23 protein-coding genes and 1 tRNA gene are annotated in these 20,166 nt (G+C 70.5%); 12 read left to right on the top strand and 12 right to left on the bottom strand.

From position 1 onward, the window contains the following. Positions 1 to 8: 8 nt before the first annotated feature. The 3 genes from AB0B35_RS17465 to sigK form a co-directional block, all read right to left on the bottom strand. A complete protein-coding gene (locus AB0B35_RS17465) occupies positions 9 to 662 on the bottom strand; it encodes a fasciclin domain-containing protein (protein ID WP_361046289.1) in 654 nt (217 codons plus the stop codon). Positions 663 to 761: 99 nt separating this feature from the next. Beyond that, on the bottom strand, positions 762 to 1,499 hold the full coding sequence (locus AB0B35_RS17460) for an anti-sigma factor (protein ID WP_361046287.1): 738 nt from the start codon (positions 1,497 to 1,499) through the stop codon (positions 762 to 764). After that, positions 1,496 to 2,113 carry an ECF RNA polymerase sigma factor SigK gene (gene sigK, locus AB0B35_RS17455; protein WP_361046284.1) on the bottom strand — a complete coding sequence of 206 codons (618 nt, stop codon included), beginning with the start codon at positions 2,111 to 2,113 and terminating at the stop codon, positions 1,496 to 1,498. Before sigK ends, AB0B35_RS17460 begins: the two co-directional genes overlap by 4 nt. A gap of 256 nt (positions 2,114 to 2,369) precedes the next feature. Here sigK and AB0B35_RS17450 point away from each other — a divergent pair, with 256 nt between their 5' ends. Then, positions 2,370 to 2,930, top strand: coding sequence for a TetR/AcrR family transcriptional regulator (locus tag AB0B35_RS17450; RefSeq protein ID WP_361046280.1), 561 nt, complete (start codon positions 2,370 to 2,372; stop codon positions 2,928 to 2,930). A gap of 28 nt (positions 2,931 to 2,958) precedes the next feature. Further along, positions 2,959 to 4,470 (top strand): MFS transporter, encoded by a 1,512-nt coding sequence (locus tag AB0B35_RS17445; protein ID WP_361046277.1) that lies wholly within the window; start codon positions 2,959 to 2,961, stop codon positions 4,468 to 4,470. A gap of 98 nt (positions 4,471 to 4,568) precedes the next feature. Here the strand turns inward: AB0B35_RS17445 and AB0B35_RS17440 are convergent, their stop codons facing one another. The 3 genes from AB0B35_RS17440 to AB0B35_RS17430 form a co-directional block, all read right to left on the bottom strand. Beyond that, positions 4,569 to 5,261 carry a M23 family metallopeptidase gene (locus AB0B35_RS17440; RefSeq protein ID WP_361046274.1) on the bottom strand — a complete coding sequence of 231 codons (693 nt, stop codon included), beginning with the start codon at positions 5,259 to 5,261 and terminating at the stop codon, positions 4,569 to 4,571. A 68-nt stretch (positions 5,262 to 5,329) separates the two neighbouring features. Further along, complete coding sequence (locus AB0B35_RS17435) at positions 5,330 to 5,626, bottom strand: hypothetical protein (protein ID WP_361046271.1); 297 nt, start codon at positions 5,624 to 5,626, stop codon at positions 5,330 to 5,332. Positions 5,627 to 5,694: 68 nt separating this feature from the next. Then, positions 5,695 to 6,021 (bottom strand): hypothetical protein, encoded by a 327-nt coding sequence (locus AB0B35_RS17430; protein ID WP_361046268.1) that lies wholly within the window; start codon positions 6,019 to 6,021, stop codon positions 5,695 to 5,697. A 123-nt stretch (positions 6,022 to 6,144) separates the two neighbouring features. Here AB0B35_RS17430 and AB0B35_RS17425 point away from each other — a divergent pair, with 123 nt between their 5' ends. Beyond that, positions 6,145 to 6,282, top strand: coding sequence for a hypothetical protein (locus tag AB0B35_RS17425; protein ID WP_361046265.1), 138 nt, complete (start codon positions 6,145 to 6,147; stop codon positions 6,280 to 6,282). 247 nt (positions 6,283 to 6,529) lie between these two features. On the opposite strand, the gene AB0B35_RS17420 is transcribed toward AB0B35_RS17425, so the two are convergent. Beyond that, positions 6,530 to 6,940: an RDD family protein gene (locus tag AB0B35_RS17420; RefSeq protein ID WP_361046263.1), complete on the bottom strand. Its 411-nt coding sequence runs from the start codon at positions 6,938 to 6,940 to the stop codon at positions 6,530 to 6,532. Between the two features lie 32 nt (positions 6,941 to 6,972). Continuing rightward, positions 6,973 to 7,704, bottom strand: coding sequence for a hypothetical protein (locus AB0B35_RS17415; RefSeq protein ID WP_361046261.1), 732 nt, complete (start codon positions 7,702 to 7,704; stop codon positions 6,973 to 6,975). Positions 7,705 to 7,981: 277 nt separating this feature from the next. Between AB0B35_RS17415 and AB0B35_RS17410 the strand changes: the two genes are divergently transcribed. The 3 genes from AB0B35_RS17410 (at position 7,982) to AB0B35_RS17400 (ending at position 12,374) form a co-directional block, all read left to right on the top strand. Next, positions 7,982 to 9,283, top strand: coding sequence for a glycosyltransferase (locus tag AB0B35_RS17410; RefSeq protein WP_361046258.1), 1,302 nt, complete (start codon positions 7,982 to 7,984; stop codon positions 9,281 to 9,283). After that, positions 9,280 to 11,199 (top strand): right-handed parallel beta-helix repeat-containing protein, encoded by a 1,920-nt coding sequence (locus tag AB0B35_RS17405; protein ID WP_361046255.1) that lies wholly within the window; start codon positions 9,280 to 9,282, stop codon positions 11,197 to 11,199. Before AB0B35_RS17410 ends, AB0B35_RS17405 begins: the two co-directional genes overlap by 4 nt. A 197-nt stretch (positions 11,200 to 11,396) precedes the next feature. Continuing rightward, positions 11,397 to 12,374, top strand: coding sequence for a right-handed parallel beta-helix repeat-containing protein (locus AB0B35_RS17400; RefSeq protein ID WP_361046253.1), 978 nt, complete (start codon positions 11,397 to 11,399; stop codon positions 12,372 to 12,374). A gap of 268 nt (positions 12,375 to 12,642) precedes the next feature. On the opposite strand, the gene AB0B35_RS17395 is transcribed toward AB0B35_RS17400, so the two are convergent. Continuing rightward, a tRNA-OTHER gene (locus AB0B35_RS17395) sits at positions 12,643 to 12,732 on the bottom strand. A 23-nt stretch (positions 12,733 to 12,755) separates the two neighbouring features. Continuing rightward, complete coding sequence (locus AB0B35_RS17390) at positions 12,756 to 13,487, bottom strand: hypothetical protein (protein WP_361046250.1); 732 nt, start codon at positions 13,485 to 13,487, stop codon at positions 12,756 to 12,758. 123 nt (positions 13,488 to 13,610) lie between these two features. Between AB0B35_RS17390 and AB0B35_RS17385 the strand changes: the two genes are divergently transcribed. Together AB0B35_RS17385 and AB0B35_RS17380 are read left to right on the top strand one after the other, a co-directional pair. After that, positions 13,611 to 14,579, top strand: coding sequence for an inorganic phosphate transporter (locus tag AB0B35_RS17385; RefSeq protein ID WP_361046248.1), 969 nt, complete (start codon positions 13,611 to 13,613; stop codon positions 14,577 to 14,579). A 49-nt stretch (positions 14,580 to 14,628) separates the two neighbouring features. Beyond that, positions 14,629 to 15,267, top strand: a complete 639-nt coding sequence (locus AB0B35_RS17380; RefSeq protein ID WP_361046246.1) for a DUF47 family protein — start codon at positions 14,629 to 14,631, stop codon at positions 15,265 to 15,267. Positions 15,268 to 15,348: 81 nt separating this feature from the next. Here the strand turns inward: AB0B35_RS17380 and AB0B35_RS17375 are convergent, their stop codons facing one another. After that, positions 15,349 to 15,663, bottom strand: a complete 315-nt coding sequence (locus AB0B35_RS17375) for a hypothetical protein (protein ID WP_360524360.1) — start codon at positions 15,661 to 15,663, stop codon at positions 15,349 to 15,351. Positions 15,664 to 15,798: 135 nt separating this feature from the next. Between AB0B35_RS17375 and tnpA the strand changes: the two genes are divergently transcribed. The 3 genes from tnpA (at position 15,799) to AB0B35_RS17360 (ending at position 18,256) form a co-directional block, all read left to right on the top strand. Continuing rightward, positions 15,799 to 16,257, top strand: a complete 459-nt coding sequence (gene tnpA, locus AB0B35_RS17370) for an IS200/IS605 family transposase (protein WP_360524363.1) — start codon at positions 15,799 to 15,801, stop codon at positions 16,255 to 16,257. Then, positions 16,254 to 17,438 (top strand): transposase, encoded by a 1,185-nt coding sequence (locus AB0B35_RS17365; protein WP_360524366.1) that lies wholly within the window; start codon positions 16,254 to 16,256, stop codon positions 17,436 to 17,438. The genes tnpA and AB0B35_RS17365 overlap by 4 nt, the downstream gene beginning before the upstream one ends. A 116-nt stretch (positions 17,439 to 17,554) precedes the next feature. Beyond that, positions 17,555 to 18,256 (top strand): MBL fold metallo-hydrolase, encoded by a 702-nt coding sequence (locus AB0B35_RS17360; RefSeq protein WP_361046244.1) that lies wholly within the window; start codon positions 17,555 to 17,557, stop codon positions 18,254 to 18,256. Between the two features lie 104 nt (positions 18,257 to 18,360). Here AB0B35_RS17360 and AB0B35_RS17355 read toward each other — a convergent pair whose 3' ends face one another. Beyond that, positions 18,361 to 19,509, bottom strand: coding sequence for an FAD-dependent oxidoreductase (locus AB0B35_RS17355; RefSeq protein WP_361046243.1), 1,149 nt, complete (start codon positions 19,507 to 19,509; stop codon positions 18,361 to 18,363). 101 nt (positions 19,510 to 19,610) lie between these two features. Between AB0B35_RS17355 and AB0B35_RS17350 the strand changes: the two genes are divergently transcribed. Then, positions 19,611 to 20,165: a TetR family transcriptional regulator gene (locus AB0B35_RS17350; protein ID WP_361046241.1), complete on the top strand. Its 555-nt coding sequence runs from the start codon at positions 19,611 to 19,613 to the stop codon at positions 20,163 to 20,165. Position 20,166: the final 1 nt, after the last annotated feature.

Below are 20,166 nucleotides of genomic sequence, written 5' to 3'. Positions count from 1 at the left end.
CCCGTCCGTCAGGACGGAGGCATGAGCACGCTGTCGACGAGGTAGACCACGCCGTTGCGGGTCTGGATGTTGCCGCAGACGATCATCGCGGTGTCGTTGACCTTGAACTCGGTGCCGCTGCCGGTGACCGTGATGTCCTGGCCTTCCAGGGTCTTGTGGGTGCCGGCCAGTGCGTCGGGCGCGGTCTTCCCGTCCACGACGTGGTAGGCGAGGATCTTCTTGAGCAGTTCCTTGTCGGCGAGCACCTTGTCCAGATCGGCCTTCGGGATCTTGGCGAAGGCCTCGTTGGTGGGCGCGAAGACGGTGACGGCCTCGGCGTTGTTGAGCGTGTCGGCCAGCTCGCCGGCCTGGATCGCGGCGGCCAGCGTGGACAGCTGCGGGTTCGCCGCCGCCGCGGTGGCCACCGGCTGCTTGGCCATCATCTCCAGGCTGCCCGGGTTGGCCGGGTCCTTGGGAATGGTGGCGCAGGCCGGCCCGAACTCGCCGCCCGCGGCGCCGGGCATGGACGGCAGGGCCGTCGGCACGGTGGTGGGCACGGTGGTCGGCAGTCCGGTCGGCTGCGTGGTGGCCGCCGTGTTCTCGCCCCCGCAGGCGCTGAGCGCCAGCGAGAGCGAGAACGCGGCGACGGCCGCGAGCGCGGTGAGCTTCCTCTTGCCGTACATGACGGTGGTTCCTTTCCTCCGGTGAAAACCTCCACCGGTGATTCGACACTGAACCCGTCATGGTTTGGAGCGATTAGCGCGATTTTTGTCGTTTTTTTTCTATTTCATGGGGATCTCAGCGATGATGGGCAGTGTGGGACTGGTCGAACCACCGGCCGGTTCCACCGTCAGGCCCATCGCGTCGGCGGCGTTGACGCCGCTGACCAGGTGCGTGGCGGTGCCCTGCCCCGCGGCGAGCACTCCGGCCGAGTGCGGGGTCGTGCCCTCCATCAGCCAGAACTGGTACGCCTTCTGCTCCCCGGGCGAGTGCGTCGCCAGCAGGATCACGGCGGCGTCCTGAGCGGCCGAGGCCACCACGGTGACCTTGCCGCCACCGGCGACGTTCGAGGTGCGCACCGTCGCGTCCGGCGCGGTCAGCACCGCCTGCGTGCGGGCCAGCTCCTGCCGCGCCGCCTGCGCCACGGCCCGCTCCTCGCGCAGCCGCTGCTCCTGCACCGCGAACGTCGTCCCGCCGACCAGCGCCGCGACGAGCAGGCACGCGGCCGCCGTCAGCGCCGCCGGATGCCGCCACCAGCGGGCCGGCTCGCGCCTGGTCCGCACCGGCCGGGCCGGTGGGATCTGCCGGGTACGCCGCACCGCGGCCAGCACGTTGTCCCGCATGGCCGGCGGCGGGACCGACCACGCGTCGTCGGCCAGCCGCGCCACGGTCTCGTTCAGCTCGGCCACCTCGGCCGCGCACGTCTCGCACCCGCGCAGATGCTGGATGAACGTCTCGCGCTCGGCCTCGTCCAGCGCGTGCAGCACATACGGACCCGCCAAGGAGTGAATCTCGCTCATGCCGCCACCTCCACGCCGAGGCAGTCGCGCAGCCGGATCAGGCCGTCGCGCATGCGGGTCTTCACGGTGGGCAGGCCCGCGCCCAGCAACTGGGCGACCTGCTGGTAGGTGTAGCCGCCGTAGTAGGCCAGGGTGATCGCTTCGCGCTGCAGGTCGGTCAGCGTCTTGATGCACCGGCGCACCTGCTGGCGCTGCAGCCGGGCGGTGGCCTGCTCGACCACCTCGTCGGCGGGCGTCTGCGTCGCCTCCGGCGCCATCCGCTGCACCCGGTCCAGCGCCGCCTGCTCGGAGCGCACCCGGTCGACGGCCCGCCGGTGGGTGATGGTGAAGACCCAGGCGGTGGCCGAGCCGCGGGCCGGGTCGAACCGGCTCGCGGTGCGCCACACCTCGACCAGGGCCTCCTGCGCGACCTCCTCGGCCTGCGCCGGATCGCGCACGACGCGGCGAGCCAGGCCGTAGACGCGCGGCGCGACCAGCTCGTACAGCCTGGTGAAGGCGACCTCGTCGCCGCGGGCCACGGCCCGCAGCAGGGTTTCGGCGTCCGCGGGCGCGGCCGGTTCCGGCACGCTGGCCAGCCGGTCGGGCCGTTGGTACGGCTGTTCGTCACCGTTCACAGTTCCGCCCCTCCGGCGTGGATCTGTTCACCCGTCACTTGTGTATCACCGACGATTCGGCGCCGAGGCCCCCGCGGATGGGTCCGATCTCGTCCATCACCTACACCGATCATCTCGCCCCCGCTGTCACCGGCGCGACAGACCGGCTTCGATCGGGTGATCCGTCTCTCAGGGGAGCGCGTCTGAGCAGGTCGGCTGCGTATGGTCAGGAAACGAAACCGTTCCGTTTCGCATCTTCCTTCCCCCGGAGCCTGTCATGAGCCGTGCCCGCGTGCCCGCCGGAGCGCCCCTGTGCGCCGCCGTGCGCGAGCTGCTGCGCGAGGTCGGCTACGACAAGATGACCATGGACGCGATCGCGGCCCGTGCCCACATGAGCAAGGCGACCCTGTACCGGCACTGGCCCGGCAAGCCCGACCTGGTCGCCCAGGTGCTGCGCCAGCAGCAGACCGAGGACGTCGCCCCGGCCGACACCGGCACCCTGCGCGGCGACCTGATCGAGCTGCTCGTCGCCGCCGCCCGATGCGTCGTCGACGAGGGCCCGCTGATCCACGCGCTGTCGTTCGCGATGCAGACCGACCCCGAACTCGCCGGCATCGTCCGCGGCCAGGTGTACCCGGAGATCCACCGGCACACCGAGGCGCTGCTGGAACGGGCCGTGCAGCGCGGCGAGATCAAGCCGCAGCCCTACGACAGCCTCTTTCCCGACCTCGTCACCGCACAGCTGATGGCGAGGCACCTCGGACACGGCCGGCCGCTCGACGACGAGTACCTGGCCCGGGTCTGCGACGAGATCCTCCTGCCCGTCCTGGCCCGCTGAAACACCCTCACCACCGAAAGGCACCACGATGACCACCACGGTCTCCCGACCAGAGGCTGCGGAACCCTCCGCCGCCGCCCCGAATCCCCGGCGCTGGCTGGCGCTGACGATCATCGCGATCGCGCAGCTCATGGTGGTGCTCGACGCGACCATCGTGAACATCGCGCTGCCCGCCATGCAGGGCGACCTGGGCATCACCGACGCCGAGCGGCAGTGGGTGCTCACCGCGTACACGCTGACCTTCGGTGGTCTGCTGCTGCTCGGCGGCCGCATCGCCGACTACTGGGGCCGCAAGCGGACCTTCATCGCCGGCGCGATCGGCTTCGCGGCCGCGTCCGCCCTGGGTGGCCTGGCCTGGGACGGGCTGAGCCTGTTCGCCGCCCGCGGCCTGCAGGGCGCGTTCGGCGCGCTGCTCGCCCCGGCCGGTCTGGCCCTGCTGACGGTGCTGTTCACCGACGCCAAGGAGCGCGCCAAGGCGTTCGCCGTGTACGGCGCCATCGCCGGCGGCGGCGCGGCGGTCGGCCTGCTGCTGGGCGGTGTGCTCACCGAGTACGCCGACTGGCGCTGGTGCCTGCTGGTCAACATCCCGATCGCGGTCATCGCCATCGCGGCGGCGATCCCGTTCGTGCCGGAGAGCAAGGCCACGGGCAACACCCGCTACGACATCCCCGGCGCGATCGTGGTCACCCTCGGCCTGATCTCCCTGGTGTACGGCCTGACCAAGGCCGCCGAGCCCGAGCACGGCTGGGACTCCCCGGAGGCGCTGGCCTACATGATCGGCGGCGCGCTGCTGCTGGTCGTGTTCGTGATCATCCAGAAGTTCTCGAAGAACCCGCTGCTGCCGCTGCGCATCCTGCTCGACCGCAACCGCGGCGGCGCTTACCTGTCCAGCACCCTGACCGGTGCCGGCCTGATGGGCGCGTTCTTCTTCCTGACCTTCTACTTCCAGGGCGTGCTCGGCTACACCCCGATCGAGGCCGGTCTGGCCTCGCTGCCGATCTCGGCGGGCGTGTTCATCTCGGCGGGTGTCGCCAGCCAGCTGCTGCCCAAGCTGGGCGCGAAGCCGCTGATGATCGCGGGTGCGGTGCTGGCCGCGGGTTCCATGCTGTTCCTCACCCAGATCGGCGTGACCACGTCGTACACCACGCACGTGCTGCCGGGCGCGATCGTGCTGGGTCTGGGCCTGGGCTTCACGTTCGTGCCGCTGTCCAGCCTGGCGCTGGTCGGCGTGCCGCAGCACGACGCCGGTGCGGCCAGCGCGACGCTGAACGCCACCCAGCAGGTGGGCGGCTCGCTGGGCGCGGCGCTGCTGAGCACGTTCGCGCTCAACGCGACCACGGACTACGCGGCCGAGCACCTCAAGCCGGGCATGGACCCGCAGACGGCGGGCTTCGTGCAGGCCGAGGCGGCGGTGCACGGATTCGCGACGGCGTTCGCGTGGGGCGGCGGGCTGCTGGTCGTGTCCGCGATCGTGATCACCGTACTGATCAAGGTCCGCAAGTCCGACCTCCCGACAGAGGGCGCGGTCCACGTCGGCTGACGCCACGCGTCCGGCTTGCCATGAACGTCGGCCTGTCTCATCGAATCCGGGTCACGGATCTTCGACGAGACAGGCCGACGTTTGTGTGTGGCGGCGCGTCAGGCGCCCTTCGGCGGCTTCGTGGAGCAGCCGTTCTTGCGTTCCCAGGTCTGGATCTCGGTGACGGGGGACTTGGCGGTGCCCTTGCGCCAGGCGTCGAGGTAGCGCCACGGCCAGATCACGCCGCGGCGGATCCACCAGTCGCCGGTGCTCGCGCACACCGGAGACATGCCGAAGTGCAGGTGGCAGGCGCTGGCCAGGCCGGTGCGGCCGACCTTGCCGAGCGGCTGGCCCGCCTTGACGCGTACCCCCGCTTTGATCTTCGCGTCGATCGCGGAGAAGTGCGAGCCGTAGTAGCGCACACCGTCGTCGCCGAGCAGCGACACCGACTTGCCGCCGCGCAGCGCGCCGTCGTCGGTCTTCGGGTCGTACAGGTCGACGGGCGAGATCTCCAGCACCACGCCGTCGACGACCGCGACAATCGTCGCCCCGCACGGCGCCATCACGTCTGTGGCCTGGTAGTCGTGATGGGTACGCCCGTAGGAGCTCTTGCCGAGCACCGGGAACACGTGACGGGGTGCGGCTGCCGACGGTGTGGCCGAGGCCGACGGCGCGGGCGAGGCGGCCGGGGTCGCGGACGGCACGGCCGACGGCGCGGCGGCCGGCACGAAGGCAGGCTCGGGCGACGGCCCGGAACAGGCGGCGAGGGTCAGCGCGGTCGCCAAGCCGGCCGCTACGAGGGGGAAACGCACCCGCCGACCCTACTCCCCGCACTCCCGCTCACGGTGCCGGCCGATCCGAGCCCTCCGCTCGCCGGCGGTCAGACGGCTGGAATAGTGGCGCCGTCGATCGAATTGACGACCCGCCGGTCGCCGATCGGTTCGCTCAGAACGATGTCGACCTGGGTCGGAATGCCGATGTCCTCCCTTGTCTCCGACGACTCCTGCACCTTCACCGTCACGGTGACCGCCTCGCTGCTTTCGACGACCTCGGTGTCGACGACCTTGTCGCCGATGCCGAGGGTCACCTGTAGGCGAGCGGTACGAGAGCCAGGCTCGGTGTGGTAGCTGTCGACCGGCACGGAGCGTCCCTCCGGAGCGGAGGTCAACTGGTACACCAGAACTCCGCCCGCGACGACGATCAGCAGGGCCAGTCCGATCCACAGGAGCCTGGCTCTCGACATGATCAGATCTCCCGTATCTGGCCAGGGAAGCCGAAGTAGGCCAGCCTGATGTCTGTAAAGGTCTCTGTGCAGCCGCCGGAGCTCCCGCCGGTGCTGTGGATTCCCTTGGCCACGACGTTGCCGTTGCCCAGCACAGTGTAGATCGGACCGCCGGAGTCGCCGCCCGTGGTGCACAGTCCGCTCTTGGCGCCGCGTGTCATGTTGCGCTTGTACTTGTCACCGACCCAGAAGTTGACGCCGACGCCATTGACCGACCAGCCGCACAGTTCCCCGCTGAAGGATCCGCCGGTGCAGTACTGATCACCGATGGAGGGCGAAACAGACCACATCGAGTCGATGGAGTTCGAGGTCGAGGAGCCGACTCCGCCGCGGAAGATGCTGTACCCGCTGCTGGTGCCTGCCGACGCCAGAATTGTATAGCTGTCAATATTCAGATGTATACCGTCTATTGCGTGGGAGGTTCAGTGGGCTCTGCCGGCGACAGTGGAGTCGAGCCCATCGAGGGATACCTGCCCGGATTCGCCGCGCGCGGCTGGGTGGGGCTTTTCGTCGAGCGGGAGAAGACGGCGATGCACCCGTACTCGCTCTGACCGCTGAGGCGGTCCGGGACGCTCGCCCGGGGAAGCGCGATCAGCCGGTCATCGGCACGGTTTCCCGCATGATCGACGCCTACGCGAGACGCGATCGGCATGATCTGGGCCGATGTCGGCTACCGGGGCCACCCCGTCGACTGGGCCGCCAAGCCACTGGGCAGCACGGTCGCGATCGTCCGCAAACTCACCGGCCAGGGCGGGTCCCAGGTCCTGCACCGCAGGTGGGTCGTGGAACGGCGGGCAATCAGGGAGTGCGGTCGGTGTAGAGGACCACGGTGCCGAAGAGGTGGTCGTGCCAGGCTCGGCGTTTGGAGTCGGTGAGGATGCCGACCATGCCGATGAGCCAGAGGACGGGGATGGCGAGGCCGACGAGGGCGCGCAGGAAGGCGCGGCACAGGCCGACGTGGCGGCCGTCGGTGCGGCGGACGACGGTGCCGAACAGCAGGGAGCCCAGGGTCTGGCCGGTCATCCACCAGCAGGCGGTGAAGTAGACGATGGGCAGTACGGCGGCGACCACCGCCGAGGCCGCCTTGAGCCAGCCGGGGGCCTGGCCGGCCAGCGCCGACCAGACCGCCGGGACGCCGGAGACGGCCAGCGACGAGGCGATCGCGAGCATCCCGGCGTCGATGGCCAGCCCGGAGACCCGGGAGACCATGCCTGCGTACGGTGGATGGTGGCCAGCCGCGGTCACCGCTCACCGTTCGCGTGGTGGCGGTGGAACACCCGCCGGAACGAGGACTCGATCCGGTCGTCGGCGGTCGCGGAGGTCTCGCGCAGCTCGTCGGTGGCGCTGGCGAGCACGCCGCGGCTCTGCTCGGTGATCAGCTCCTGGAGCCGGGGGTCGCGGGTCATGTCGTCGATGACGACGGGGATGACCTTGCGCCTGATCTCGGGGATGGCGCCCTCGACGAGGCGCGGCACCACGCTGTTGATCAGGTATGGCATCAGGTTGTCCACCATGCGCGGCACGATCGATTTCTCGACCCAGGTCAGGCTCTCGTCGACGGTGTCGCGCAGCGCGACGGCCGCGGCGGCGCGGCTGGAGACCAGGGTGTCGCGTCCGCGCAGACCGGCGGCGGTGACGACGTCGCGGGCGGTGTCGATCGGGGAGTTCGCCGGCAGCGCGGCGCGGGTGGCCCCGGCGAGTCTGCGGGCCTGGCTGCGGGTGGCCTCGCCGACCCGGGCTCCGGTGCGTCTGGCGAGGTCGTAGCTCTGCTGGGTGAGGCCGACGGCGATGGCGACCGGTGAGCGGGCGTCGGCGGGCGAGGGCTCGACGCCGCTGGTGAGCAGGTCTTCGATGCGGGCCTGTTCGGCCGGGTCGACCGGGCCGGTGAGCCTGCGGAGTCGTTCGGCGACGAGCATCGCGGCGCCGAGAGCGAGGCCCGGCACGCCATGCCGCGCCCTCGCGGGTTCGGTCATAACATGAATTTACTCCAGACCACCACATAGCGGGGCTAATGCGGAGCTAATACCGGCCGGTAGCTCTGACCCATGCCGCTCAAGATCGCTCGACTTGCCCGGCACATGGGCGAAACCGCGCTCAAGATACGCACAGGTGCCCGGCAAGTCGAACGATCAGGCGCGACGGCGCGGACGGATGAGAAACGCCCGGACGGGGCGGCCCGTTTCCGGGCGTACGCCGGTTTACAGCGGTGGAGCGGGCCGCGGCGGCCCGCCGGATCGCTGGAGGCGGCCCTTGTCCCGGTTCTTCGACGGCGTCTGGTCGTGGCTGGTCGCCGCGGCAGCCGAGACCTCGTGGCGCGAGCTGATGCCGCTGGGCCTGGCCGGCGCGTTCGTGTGGGGGCTGTGGTTCTACCGGGTGCTGCTGTCCCGGCTGGACCGGCCGGTCCTCAACGACTTCCGCACGTCGGTGTCGGTGGTGGTGCCGTCCTACCGCGAGGACCCGGACATCCTGCTGGAGTGCCTGCACAGCTGGCTCGCCCAGAACCCCGACGAGGTCGTGCTCGTGCCCGACGTCGGCGACACCGAGGTGCTGCGGCGGCTGGCCGCCGTCGACGACCCGCGCCTGCGGGTGCTGCCGTTCACGCACCGGGGCAAGCGCTCGGCGTTGGGCGTCGGCATCCGCGCCGCCCGCGGCGAGCTCGTCGTGCTGGTCGACTCCGACACGCGCTGGCAGCGCGGGCTGCTGGCGGCCGTGCAGATGCCGTTCGCCGACCCGACCGTCGGCGGCGTCGGCACCCAGCAGAACGTGCACCAGCGCACCACCAGCGTCTGGCGGCGGGTCGCGGACTGGCTGGTGAACCTGCGTTACCACGACTACGTGCCGGCGATGGGCCGGGCCGGGGCGGTGGCCTGCCTGTCGGGGCGCACGGCGGCGTACCGGCGCTCGGTGGTGCTGCCGGTGCTCGACCATCTGGAGAACGAGTTCTTCCTCGGCCGGCGCTGCGTGGCCGGTGACGACGGCCGGCTGACCTGGCTGGTGCTGGCCTCGGGCTACCGCACCGTGCACCAGTCCTCGGCGCGGGCGATGTCGATGTTCCCGTCGACGCTGCGGGCGTTCGTCAAGCAGCGGGTGCGCTGGAGCCGCAACTCCTACCGCTGCTACCTGACCGCGCTGTGGAAGGGCTGGCTGTGGCGGACCCCGCTGGTCACGAAGATCACCGTGCTGCAGATCCTGCTGACCCCGGTCACCATGGGCATGGCCCTGGGCTACCTGCTGCTGTCCCGGCTGGAGTTGAGCCCGCGCGGGGCGGTGGTGGTGCTGTTCTGGCTGCTGGCCGGGCGCGGTATCCGCGGCTGGTCGCATCTGCGCCGCCATCCCCGGGAACTGCTGATGCTGCCGCTGATCGCGGCGGTGGTCATCGGGATCTCGCTGCCGATCAAGCTGTACGCGTTCGCGACCATGAACCGGCAGGGCTGGCTGACCCGCGGCGCGGACCGCATCGGCGGCGACGGCCAGGGCGCGAGCACGCTGTCGGGGTCCCCGCCCACCCCCGCCCGGCGTCGGGCCGTGGCCGTCTCGTCGGAGACCGCATGAACCGGCCCTGGGCAGCCGCGCCCTTTCGGCGGGTCGCGTCCGTGCTCGTCCGTGCCGCCACCACCGCCGTCCTGCTCACCGCCGCGGCAGGCGCGTCCGCCACGCCCGCGGCCGCGGCCCGACCCGCGGCCCATCGCGCCTCCGCCGCCGAAGCCGCGCCGGCCGATGCCGAGCGGCAGGCCGCGCTGGTGGCCGCCGAGGACCGCTGGCTCAACCAGGTCCGGGCGGTGACCGCGGTGGCCCCGCTGCGCGATCTGCTCAGCCGCCCGCCGGGCAGCACCACGCAGAAGTGGGACCGGCCCTACCGGCTCGACACCGCCGGCGGCTACACGCTGGTGCTGACCGCGCGCACGGCCGCGTACACGGTCGACGACCTGCTGCGGCTCGCGCCGCAGACGTTCGTCCGCCAGCAGCAGGGCGCGTACCTGCTGACCGAGAACATCTACATCAACTCGGGGGCGCGGCTGAAGCTGGCCCACCCGGGCGGCCTGGAACTGCGCCTGGCCAGCCGCAGCAGCGGGTTCGTGGCGATCGTGTCGTTCGGCGGCGGCCTGACCCTGGAGGGCACCAAGCAGGCGCCGGTACGCGTCACGAGCTGGGATCCGCGTACCGGCAAACCCGACACCGACGTCCGCGACGGCCGGGCCTACCTGCGGGCCATCGGCGGCAACTTCGCGATGAGCCACACCCGCGCCTCCCACCTGGGGTTCTGGAGCGGCCGCACCGGCGGGGTCAGCCTGACCGGCACCGACCGGCCCGACACCGGCGCGGTCGAGGGCCCGTCGGCGGCGACGCCCGGCCGGATCCTGCCCGGCGAGGTGCGGGTGCTGTCCGGGGGCCGGGTCGCCAGCCCGGACAGCAGGTTCACCGTGCCGAGCCTGTCCTACGTGTCCGGGACCATCGGCGACAGCGAGTTCGTCGGCAACGCGTACGGGTTGTTCGTGTCCAGCGCCGACGGCATCAAGATCACCGATACGAAGGTGCGCGACAGCATGCAGCACGGCGTGGTGCTGCACCGCTTCGCCACCAACGCGGTCATCGAACGGACCGTGTCCGAGCACAACGGCGGCGACGGCTTCCTGCTCTCGCGCGCCACGCAGCAGGTCCGCATCACCAACACGACCGCCGAACGCAACGGCGGCAACGGGTTCACCCTCAGCGGCCGGCCGCTGGCCGACGGCCCTTCGGCGTCGGGGCAGTCGACCGCCAGCTACGGCGCGAACACCGTCTCGCACAGCACCGCCCGAGGCAACGGCCACTACGGCTTCGAGATCCTCGGCGGCCTGTCCGTCAGCATCCAGGAGAACCAGATCGAGGGCGGCGACATGGGCATCGTGGCCCGGCTCGGCGTACGCGACCTGACGCTGACCGCCAACCGGCTGAAGGACCAGCGCCGCCAGGCCATCGCGATCCGCGACGGCGTCGCCGGGGCCCGGATCAACGGCAACCTCATCGAGAGCACCCAGACCGGGGTGTACGTGCGCGACTCCGTCGCCGAGGTGCGCGGCAACACCATCCACGACGCGAACAGCCACGGCGTCACCTTCGTCGGCGCGGTCGGCGGCTCGGTCGCCGCGGGCAACGCGATCACCGGCATCGGCCCCAGCGCCGTGGACACCGGCCGGGCCGAGGGCAAGCTCACGGTGCGCGACAACCAGACCGACGCGTGGCTGGACACCAGCACGCTCTGGGCCCGGGTGCGCCACTACGCCAGCCCGATGACGCTGCTGTGGACCACGATCCTGCTGCTCATCGTCGTGCTGGCGTTCCGCCGCCGGCGCGAGGACCACGGCCACCCGTACGCGGCGACGAAACCGCTGTTCCCCGGCGAGCCGCCCCCGGCGCGGACCGGCCCCGGCAGGCCCAGCCCGCGCGAGACGGCCCGCGGCCGGGCCAGGGTGGTGATGGCGGAATGACCGCACCTGCTCCGCGCCGACCAAGTCCCCGGCCCGCGCCGCGCCGCGCAGCCCCGCCGCCGCCCGCCGCGGTCCGCGCTCGGGCACGCCACCACGGCTGGGGTCCGATACTGCCGTTCGCGGCGACGTCCCTGCTGGCGGGGATCGTCGTGCTGGTGCTCATGGCAATGGCCGGATGCCTGGGACCGAACGCCGGTGTGGCATCCGGCGCCGGCGCGACCCCGGACGCCGCCCGCTCCGGCTCCGCCGCGGCCCCGACACCGAGCCGGGCCCCATCGGCCTGCCCGCCCGCCACGGTGACGGTCGCGGACGCGCCGGCGCTGGCCACCGCCCTGGCGCGGGCCCGGCCCGGGGACAGCATCAGGCTCAAGGACGGGGTGTACGCGGGCCGCTTCGCCGCCACCACCCCCGGCACCGCCGCGAAACCCGTGCACCTGTGCGGCGGCCGCGGCGCGGTGCTCGACGGCGGCGGCACCGGCCACGGGTACGGGCTGCACCTCGACGGCGCGGACCACTGGCGGCTGACCGGGTTCACGGTCCGCAACGCCCAGAAGGGCGTCATGCTCGACCGGACCAGCCACGCCGCGCTCACCGGCCTGACCGTGGAGCACATCGGCGACGAGGCGATCCACCTGCGCGCCTTCAGCTCCGACAACCTGGTGCGCGACAGCGTCGTACGCGACACCGGCCTGCGCCGGGCGAAGTTCGGCGAGGGCGTCTACGTCGGCAGCGCCGAGAGCAACTGGTGCGACGTCACCGCCTGCGAGCCCGACCGCAGCGACCGCAACGTGATCCGCGGCAACCGGATCAGCGCCACCACCGCCGAACCCGTCGACGTCAAGGAGGGCACCACCGGCGGTACCGTCGAGGCCAACACGTTCGACGGCGCGGCGATGACCGGCTCGTACGCCGACTCCTGGGTCGACGTGAAAGGCAACGGCTGGCTGATCAAAGCCAACACCGGCCGTCACTCGCGCGGCGACGGCTTCCAGACCCACCGCGTCGCCGACGGCTGGGGCGACCGCAACGTGTTCACCGCCAACACCGCCGCCGTCGACGGCCCCGGCTGGGGCTTCCACCTCGCGCCCGTCGCCGGCAACGTCGTCGCCTGCGACAACACGGTCACCGGCGCGGCCAAGGGGTTTGCCGACACGGCCTGCCGCCGGACATGGTGAAGCCCGGGAGACTGTCCTTCTCCCGGGCCTCGGAGTGCCACCGAATTGCACACACCAGCACGTTTAAGCGAACGGGTCAGTATCAAGACCCCGTGTCTCTACCGTTTGGACTACCGCCCCAGGAAGAGGAGCGGGCCGGGCTCGAACCGGCACCCCGGGGATTTCGCCCGTACGCGGTCGACCTGGTGTTCGGTGGCGAATGCTGAGTCTGGAGCGAGAATCTGAGATTGATCGCGGCTGCCTCTGCCAGTTGGGCTACCCCCGCAGGTGGTGCGGGGGGTGGGACTCGAACCCACACTGTCACCGCGTTGTTCAGCTTCAGCTTCAACTTCAGCTTGCGCTCCTCGCGCACCCCCGCCCTCCGGCGGGGGAGTCTGGTGGTCAGGCGAACAGGTAACCGAAGACGCGGTCGCCGACGTGCTTGTCGACCGCCTCGGCGTTGTTGGCCTCCTCGCGGGCGAACTTGACCGCCTGCTGCAGCTTCTCCACCCGCTCCAGCAGCGTCGACACCCGCTTGGCCGGCAGCGCGCCGGAGAACTTCACCGTGGTCCAGTAGCCCACCGCGATGTCCTCGTAGTACACCTCGACCTGCGCCGGGTGCTTCTCGGTCGCCTCGGCCTTGACGTGGTTGCGGGGCACCTTCTTGGTGCGGATGGTGCGCACCGGCTCGGTGGACCAGCAGTCCGCGGAGTCGCTGAACATCCACGACTCGGCCGCGTCCAGCACCGGCAGCTTCTTGACGAAGGTGTGCAGGTCGGTGAGCTGCTTCTCCAGGAACAGCAGGTAGGTCACCGGCACGTCGGACAGCAGCACCCGGTCGTCGACCACCACGTCGGCGCGGGCCACGCAGTTGGTCGCGTCCTTGGTCGCGGTCACGTCGAACAGCCGCGACAGGGTGGTGCCGATCTGGCGCAGCACGTCCTCGGCGCGGGTCTGCACCTTCGTGGACTCCGGCGGCAGCTGCTCGCCCTCCTCGTCCTTGGCCTGGTACGTCCGCGAGATGCCCGACAGCAGCGCCGGCTTCTGCACGGCGTGGTGGGCCTCGGTCAGGTCCTGGAACGAGCGGCTCTTGATGCCCTTCTCGATTGCGATGATCTGGTTCAGCTTCGCCATCAGTGTTCCTCCCGGCGAGTGACGCTAGACGATCACCCAGTCGAGCGGCAATCGGGATTCCGACCGTGCGAACTCAGTTGATCAAGTACGGTGAACTCCTGGTGGAGTCGGGGGTGGTCGGCCGTGGTTCTCGGCTTTGCGATGCTGGCCACCGGGTTCGTCTTCGTCTGCGGCGCCAACGACGGCGCGGCCCTGCTCGCCCTGGCCCTGCGCCAGCGCGAACTGCCCCTCTACGGCGTTCTCGCCGTGCTGCTCGCCGCGATCATCGCCGGACCCGCGCTGTTCGGCCTCGCCGTCGCGCACACCTTCACCGACCGCCTCGTGAACGCCGGCGGCGTCCGGGGACCCCTGGTCGTGCTGGCCGGGGTCGGCGTCGCACTCGCCCTCGTCCTGACGTTGGCCTGGCGCGGCGTGCCGACGAGCGTGACCCTGGCGGTGCTCGGCGGCCTCGCCGGGGTCGGCGCCGGTCTGGGCGTGCCGCCCGCCTGGTCCACACTCGCCGTCGTGCTCGCGGTCGCCGCGCTCGCGCCGCTGCTCGGCGGCGGCCTCGGCTACCTGCTCGGACTGGCCGCACGCCGGCTGCCCACGACGTCCCGGCTGTCCCGCGCGATGCGGTACGCGCACGTCACCGCGTTCGTCGGGCAGAGCCTCGCCTACGCCGCCAACGACGGGCAGAAGATGTTCGCGGTGGTCGGGGTGGCGCTCGGCGTTGCCCACCGGGCCCCCGGCATGCAGGCCCCGCCCCTGCTGCTGCTGTGCGCGACGGCGCTGGTGTTCGCGGCCGGGGCGGTGCTGAGCCTGCGGCGCATGGCCCGGGGCGCGGCCGGCGGGCTCACCCCGCAGCGTCCGTGGACCCTGGTCACGGCCGGGGTAGCGTCGGCGACCGCGGTGTTCGGCAGCGCGGGCATGGGCGTGCCCGTCAGCATGACCCAGTCCGCCACGGCGGGCCTGGTCGGCGCGGGAGCCAGCACCGGCGTACGCCGCATCCGCTGGCAGTTCGCCACCCCCGTGCTCACCGCGTGGCTGGTCACCGTGCCCGCGAGTCTCACCCTCGGCTACGCCGCCGGCCTGGCCCTGCGGAGCACGCTGTGAACCCGCCGCCAGCTGCCGCGCGATGTGAACGGGCCGCGAGGAGGTCACCGTGATCAGGCTGCGGCGGGTGCTCGACGACCTCGCGGGGCGCGCCCCCAAACGGGTGCTGGCGATCGTGCTCGCCCAGATCGACGCCGCCCTGGAAGGGGTGGCGCTGGCGGTGATGGTGACCATCGGCGAGATCGAGCCGCCGCTGGCCCGGCTGCGCATCGCCGAGATCGAGCACGACGGCGACGCCCACCGGGGACGCCTCGTCGCCGAGCTGGCCGCGACACTGGCCACCCCGATCGACCGCGAGGACCTGTTCCGGCTGTCCCGCTCCGTCGACGACGTGCTCGACCACCTGCGCGACTACGTGCGCGAGACGGACCTCTACGGCGTACGCCTGGACCACCACGCGGTCGCGATGCTGGAGCAGGTCGCCATCGGCCTGCGCGATCTGCGCCGGGCACTCGACCGGCTGGTCGACCACCCGGCCGAGGCCGCCGAGGCGGCGCTGGCCGCGCACAAGCGCTCCGGCCGGGTGCGCCACCTCTACGCCCAGGAACTGGCCGAGCTGCTCAGTGGCGAGGTCACCGGCCCCGTGCTCAAGCAGCGCGAGCTGCTGCGCCGCCTGGACGTGGTGGGGCTGCGCCTGGCCGAGTGCGCCGACGCGCTCGCCGACGCGATGCTCAAACGCAGCCTGTGACTCACGTGGACGATGCTTCACCCGTGGCTGAACTCGGGTGAAGCATCGTCCACCTCGATCAGGTGTGTCCCGCGGCCCGGGTCACTTGTCGTTCGCGCCCGGCCCGACCCAGCGGCCCAGCGGCCGGTCGGTGGCGTCCTGGTCGTCGTCCTTCTTGGACCGGTCGAGTCCCGCCAGCAGGCCGGCCAGGCCGCCGCTGCCGATACCGCTCTTGGAGAGGCGCTGGTCCAGCTCGGTCGGGCCACCCGAGCCGGCGTCGGTCAACGCCAGCATCTGAGCAGCCTCCTCTGGGCTCAGGCGGTATTCGGCGCTGACCTCCTCTGGGTTGTTACGGGCGTGCGCGGCGAACTCGTGATCGATCGCCATCCGCTCGACGACCTCAGGGAACCGGGACATGATCTAGGTCCTTTCGCTGGGTGGTGCATCAGATCGAGGGTAGGGGTGCATGGCATTAGCCAGGAGCGAAGCTTCGGGTCGCCACCGTGGACGTCTTAGACTTGAGTATATGTGAAGCTGTCATATACTTGTCCGATGACGACACGACGGGTCCGGAAGGTCGCGGGCGGGGTCTATGACCTTGGTCTGCATGTCGTGTGGTGCTCGAAATACCGCCGCCCTGTCCTCACCGGTGATGTTGCATCTAGATGCGATGAGCTGGTCCGTGGCGTCTGCGGCGAGCGTGGGTGGGATGTCGTTGCGCTGGAGATCATGTCCGACTTCGTCCACCTCGTGGTGAAGCCCGATCCGAAATCCGCACCATCCCTGGTGGCAAGCCAAGTCAAGGGCCATACGTCGCGAGTCCTGCGACACGAGTTTTCGCAGTTGCGTTCGAAGCTGCCGACCCTATGGTCGTCGTCGTACTTCGTGGGTTCGATCGGCGTCGTCTCTGGGGAAACTGTTCAGCGCTACATCCAGACGCAATACGAGCGCCCTTGGCGCAAGAATGGCGAGCGCTTGCCGTCCGGGCCGGCAGATGTGGCGATCGGATGAGACGTTCCTTCAAATTCCGCCTCAATCCGACAAGCGGGCAGTCCGCACGCCTGCAGGCATGTCTCACCGATCATCGTCTGCTCTACAACGCTGCGCTACAGGAGCGACGCGATGCGTGGAGCAAATGTCGTATATCGATCAGTTATGGGAGCCAGTCTGGTCAGTTGAAGGAGATCCGGGCGACCGATCTGGACGGGCAGGGGAGGTGGTCGTTCTCTTCTCAGCAGGCGACGCTCCGTCGGCTCAACAAAGTGTTCAATGCGTTCTTCAGCCGTGTGGCTAAGGGCCATCGAGGTGGGTATCCGCGGTTCAAAGGGGTGGGCTGGTTTCACATCGTTGAATGGCCCAAGAACGGCGACGGCTGCAAGTGGGATAGTCAGCCAGGCGGCAGCCATCTGCGCGTCTACTTGCAGGGTGTGGGACACATCAAGGTCCGTGCGCACCGAAAGCTGCAAGGGCGGGTAAAGACCATCAGTGTCAAGCGCGAGGGTGTCGGTCAGCACCCAAAGTGGTATGTGATCGTGTCGTGTGACGACGTACCTGTCCGGGCGCTCCCCGCAGTTGGGGTGGTCATCGGAGTGGACATGGGTGTGGCGTCCTTCCTTACCACCTCCGATGGTGCCCAAGTCCCAAATCCGAGGTTCCTTGCGGGCGCCGCCGTTAACCTCGCGGCTGCACAGCAGGTGCTGGCGCGAAAGAAACACGGATCGAACAACCGTCGTCGTGCGCGCGCCCGAGTTGTTGCGATCCACAGCAAAGTGCGACGTCAGCGAAACGACTTCCACCACAAAACGGCGCTGGCTCTCGTGCGGGATCACGACTCGATCGTCGTGGAACACCTTCAAGTCGGGAGTATGACCCGCAGCGCATCCGGCACGAGCGAGGAGCCAGGCACCAACGTGTCTCAAAAATCCGGGCTCAACCGGAGCATCCTCGACGCGGGTTGGTCATCGTTCATTGCGATCTTGTTCGCCAAGGCTGAGAGCGCCGGACGTACGGCGATCGCGGTGAACCCAACCAACACGTCTCGTATCTGCCCGAACTGCGGTCACACAGCTGCGGCCAACCGCCAGTCGCAGGCGGAATTCTGCTGCCAAGAGTGCAAACACACTTGTCATGCCGATATTGTGGCTGCGATCAACATCCTGAGACGCGGGCTGGCGTCTCTGCCCAAGTCTTGATCGACTTGCGCGAAGCCCTTCGCCTTCAACGGGGGGAGCAGTCACTGTGCGGTGTTGTGGGAGAGATCGACAACACATACCGAGGCATGCAGGTGGCACCGGCGAAAGGCCGAATGATGAAGCTGACGGTAGTGGGGTGTGCCGGGTCGGTGCCCGGTCCGGACAGTGCCGGGTCCTGCTACCTGGTGGAACAGGGCGGACAGCGGGTGCTGCTGGACGTGGGCACGGGCGCGGTCGGCCCGCTGCAGCGCCACGGCGATCCGGCGGACCTGGACGCGGTGCTGATCACGCACGCGCACCCGGACCACTGCTCGGACCTGGGTTCGATCGCCTACCTGCGCGACCGCGTCAAGGCCGGGCCGCTGGACGTGTACGGTCCGGCGAATCTGCGCGCCGAGCTGAACTGGCGGCATCCGGCGCCGCAGTTCGTGTTCCACGATCTGCCGTCCGAGCTGCCGAGCCTCGGTTCGCTGGAGGTCACGTTCGCGGCGGTCGAGCACGGCATGGAGTCGTACGCGTTCCGGGTCGGCGACGCCCTGTGCTACACCGGCGACACCGCCCCCTGCGAATCGCTGGACAAGCTGGCCCAGGGCTGCGAGGTGCTGCTGGCCGAGGGCGCCGGCTTCGACGACACCGGTGTGCCGCGCCACCTCACCGCAGGCGACGCGGGTCGGCTCGCGGCCCGCGCCGGAGCCAAGCTACTGGTGCTGACCCACCTGCGTTCCTGGCTCGACCACGGCCGCCTGCTCGACGAAGCGGCCCGCCACACGGACTGCCCCGTCATCCTCGCACACCCCCACCTCCGCCTGCAGCTGTAGAAAGGAAGGGCACCTTCACAACGCTCCGCGTTGTAGAAGGTGCCCTTCCCAACCTCGGATCGCCGGGGAGCTGCGGGAACGCGGTCTCCGGGCCGGGGCGCAGGTCACCGGCGGCGGTCCAGGCCGGCGAGCTGCCAGGCGAGGCGGCGGCGGAAGGCGGCGCTGCGGCCGAGCAGCCCGAGTACCAGGTTGCGGGCGGGCCGCACGAACGCGGGCATGGTCGCCAGCGTGGTGAGCCGCCCGGCGAAGGCCACGACCTTCTGCGCGTGCGCGCGGTGCGTGGCGGCGTACTCGTCGAGGATCTCTGGCGAGGCTCCCTGGAGCACGCGGGAGAGCGCGTCGCCGAGCGCGGCCGCGTCGTCGATGCCGAGGTTCATGCCCTGCCCGCCGGCCGGCGAGTGGACGTGGGCGGCGTCGCCGGCCAGCAGCACCCGGCGGTCGCGGAACGTGTCGGCGACGCGGTGGTGCACCCGGAACCGCGAGCCCCAGACCACCTCGCGGACGGCGACCCGTGCGGCCTTCGGCCCGCGGGTGTCGAGCAGGTGCTGCACGAACGCGACGTCGGGCACCTCCGGGGCGCTGTCCACGGTGGCGACGATCCGAAACGTCCCGTCGGGCAGTGGCGCGACGACGACCATCCCGGCGGGGGAGAAGTACAGGACGACCTCGGCGTCGGAGACCGCGCCGTCGAGCCGGACGTCGGCCAGCGTGAACGACTCGGCGTACGTGCTGCCGGTGAAGCCGATCCCGGCGTTCTGGCGGACGGTGCTGTGCATGCCGTCGGCCCCGATGAGGTAGGTCGCCCGGATCTCGCGTCCGCCGTCGAGGGTGGCGGTGACGCCGGTGTCGTCCTGCCGGACGGCGGTCACCGTGGCGGGGCGCAGCACCGTGCCGCCGAGTTCCTTGAGCCGGGCCAGCAGCACGGCCTCGGTCTCCGCCTGGGAGATCATCAGTGTGTACGGGAACGGCGTAGGCAGCCCGCCGAACGGCACCGGGACGAGCAGCCGGTCGCGGTCGCGGATGGTGAACCGGGCCGCGTGGATGCCGCGGGCCGTCAGCTCCTCGGTGACGCCGTAGGGCTGGAGCACTTCGAGGGTGCGGGCGTGCACGACCGCGGCCCGGGACGTGTTCGCGCCCTCGGCCTGCGTGTCGACGACGGTGACGGTGTGCCCGCGCTGGGTCAGCACGACGGCGGCGGTGAGCCCGGCGGGGCCGGCTCCGACGATCAGGACGTCGACGGTCGGGGTGGACATCTTTTCCTCCAGGTCAACGATCGTTGGCCAACACTTGTTGACTTCGACGGTAGACCGGGGTCGGATTGATTGTCAACAGGTGTTGGCCTACAGTTGTTGACATGCGGCGTACCTCGGAGGAAACGAAGTCGATCATCCTGGCGGCGGCTCGTGAGCGCTTCGCCGCGGACGGCTACGAGCGCGCCACCATCCGGTCCATCGCCGCCGACGCGAAGATCGACCCAGCCATGGTCATGCGCTACTTCGGCAGCAAGGAGAAGCTGTTCGCCGCGGCGGCCGAGTTCGACCTGCGGTTCGACGCCCTGGCCGACGTGCCGCGAGAGCAACTCGGAGCGGCGTTCGTGCGGCACTTCCTGCGCCAGTGGGAGGCCGGCGAGTCACTGCAGGTGCTGCTGCGCACCGGCATCACCAACGACGGCGCGGCCGAGCGCATGCGCGAGATCTTCGCCGGACAGCTCGCCCCGAAGATCGCCCAGCTCACCGGCGACCCGGCGAGCGCACCCGTACGCGCCGCGATGGTCAGCGCCCAGATGCTCGGCATCGGCCTGGCCCGCTACATCCTGCAGTTCCCGCCGGTGGTGGCCATGTCCGAGGAGGACCTGGTGACCTGGCTCGGACCGACGGTCCAGCGCTACCTCACCGAACAGCCCGCCTGAC

Source organism: Catellatospora sp. NPDC049133 (genome assembly GCF_040648455.1).
Taxonomy (GTDB): domain Bacteria; phylum Actinomycetota; class Actinomycetes; order Mycobacteriales; family Micromonosporaceae; genus Catellatospora; species Catellatospora aurea.
Note: the sequence above shows the minus strand (reverse complement) of the source record. Positions and strands in the feature narration are given on the sequence as shown.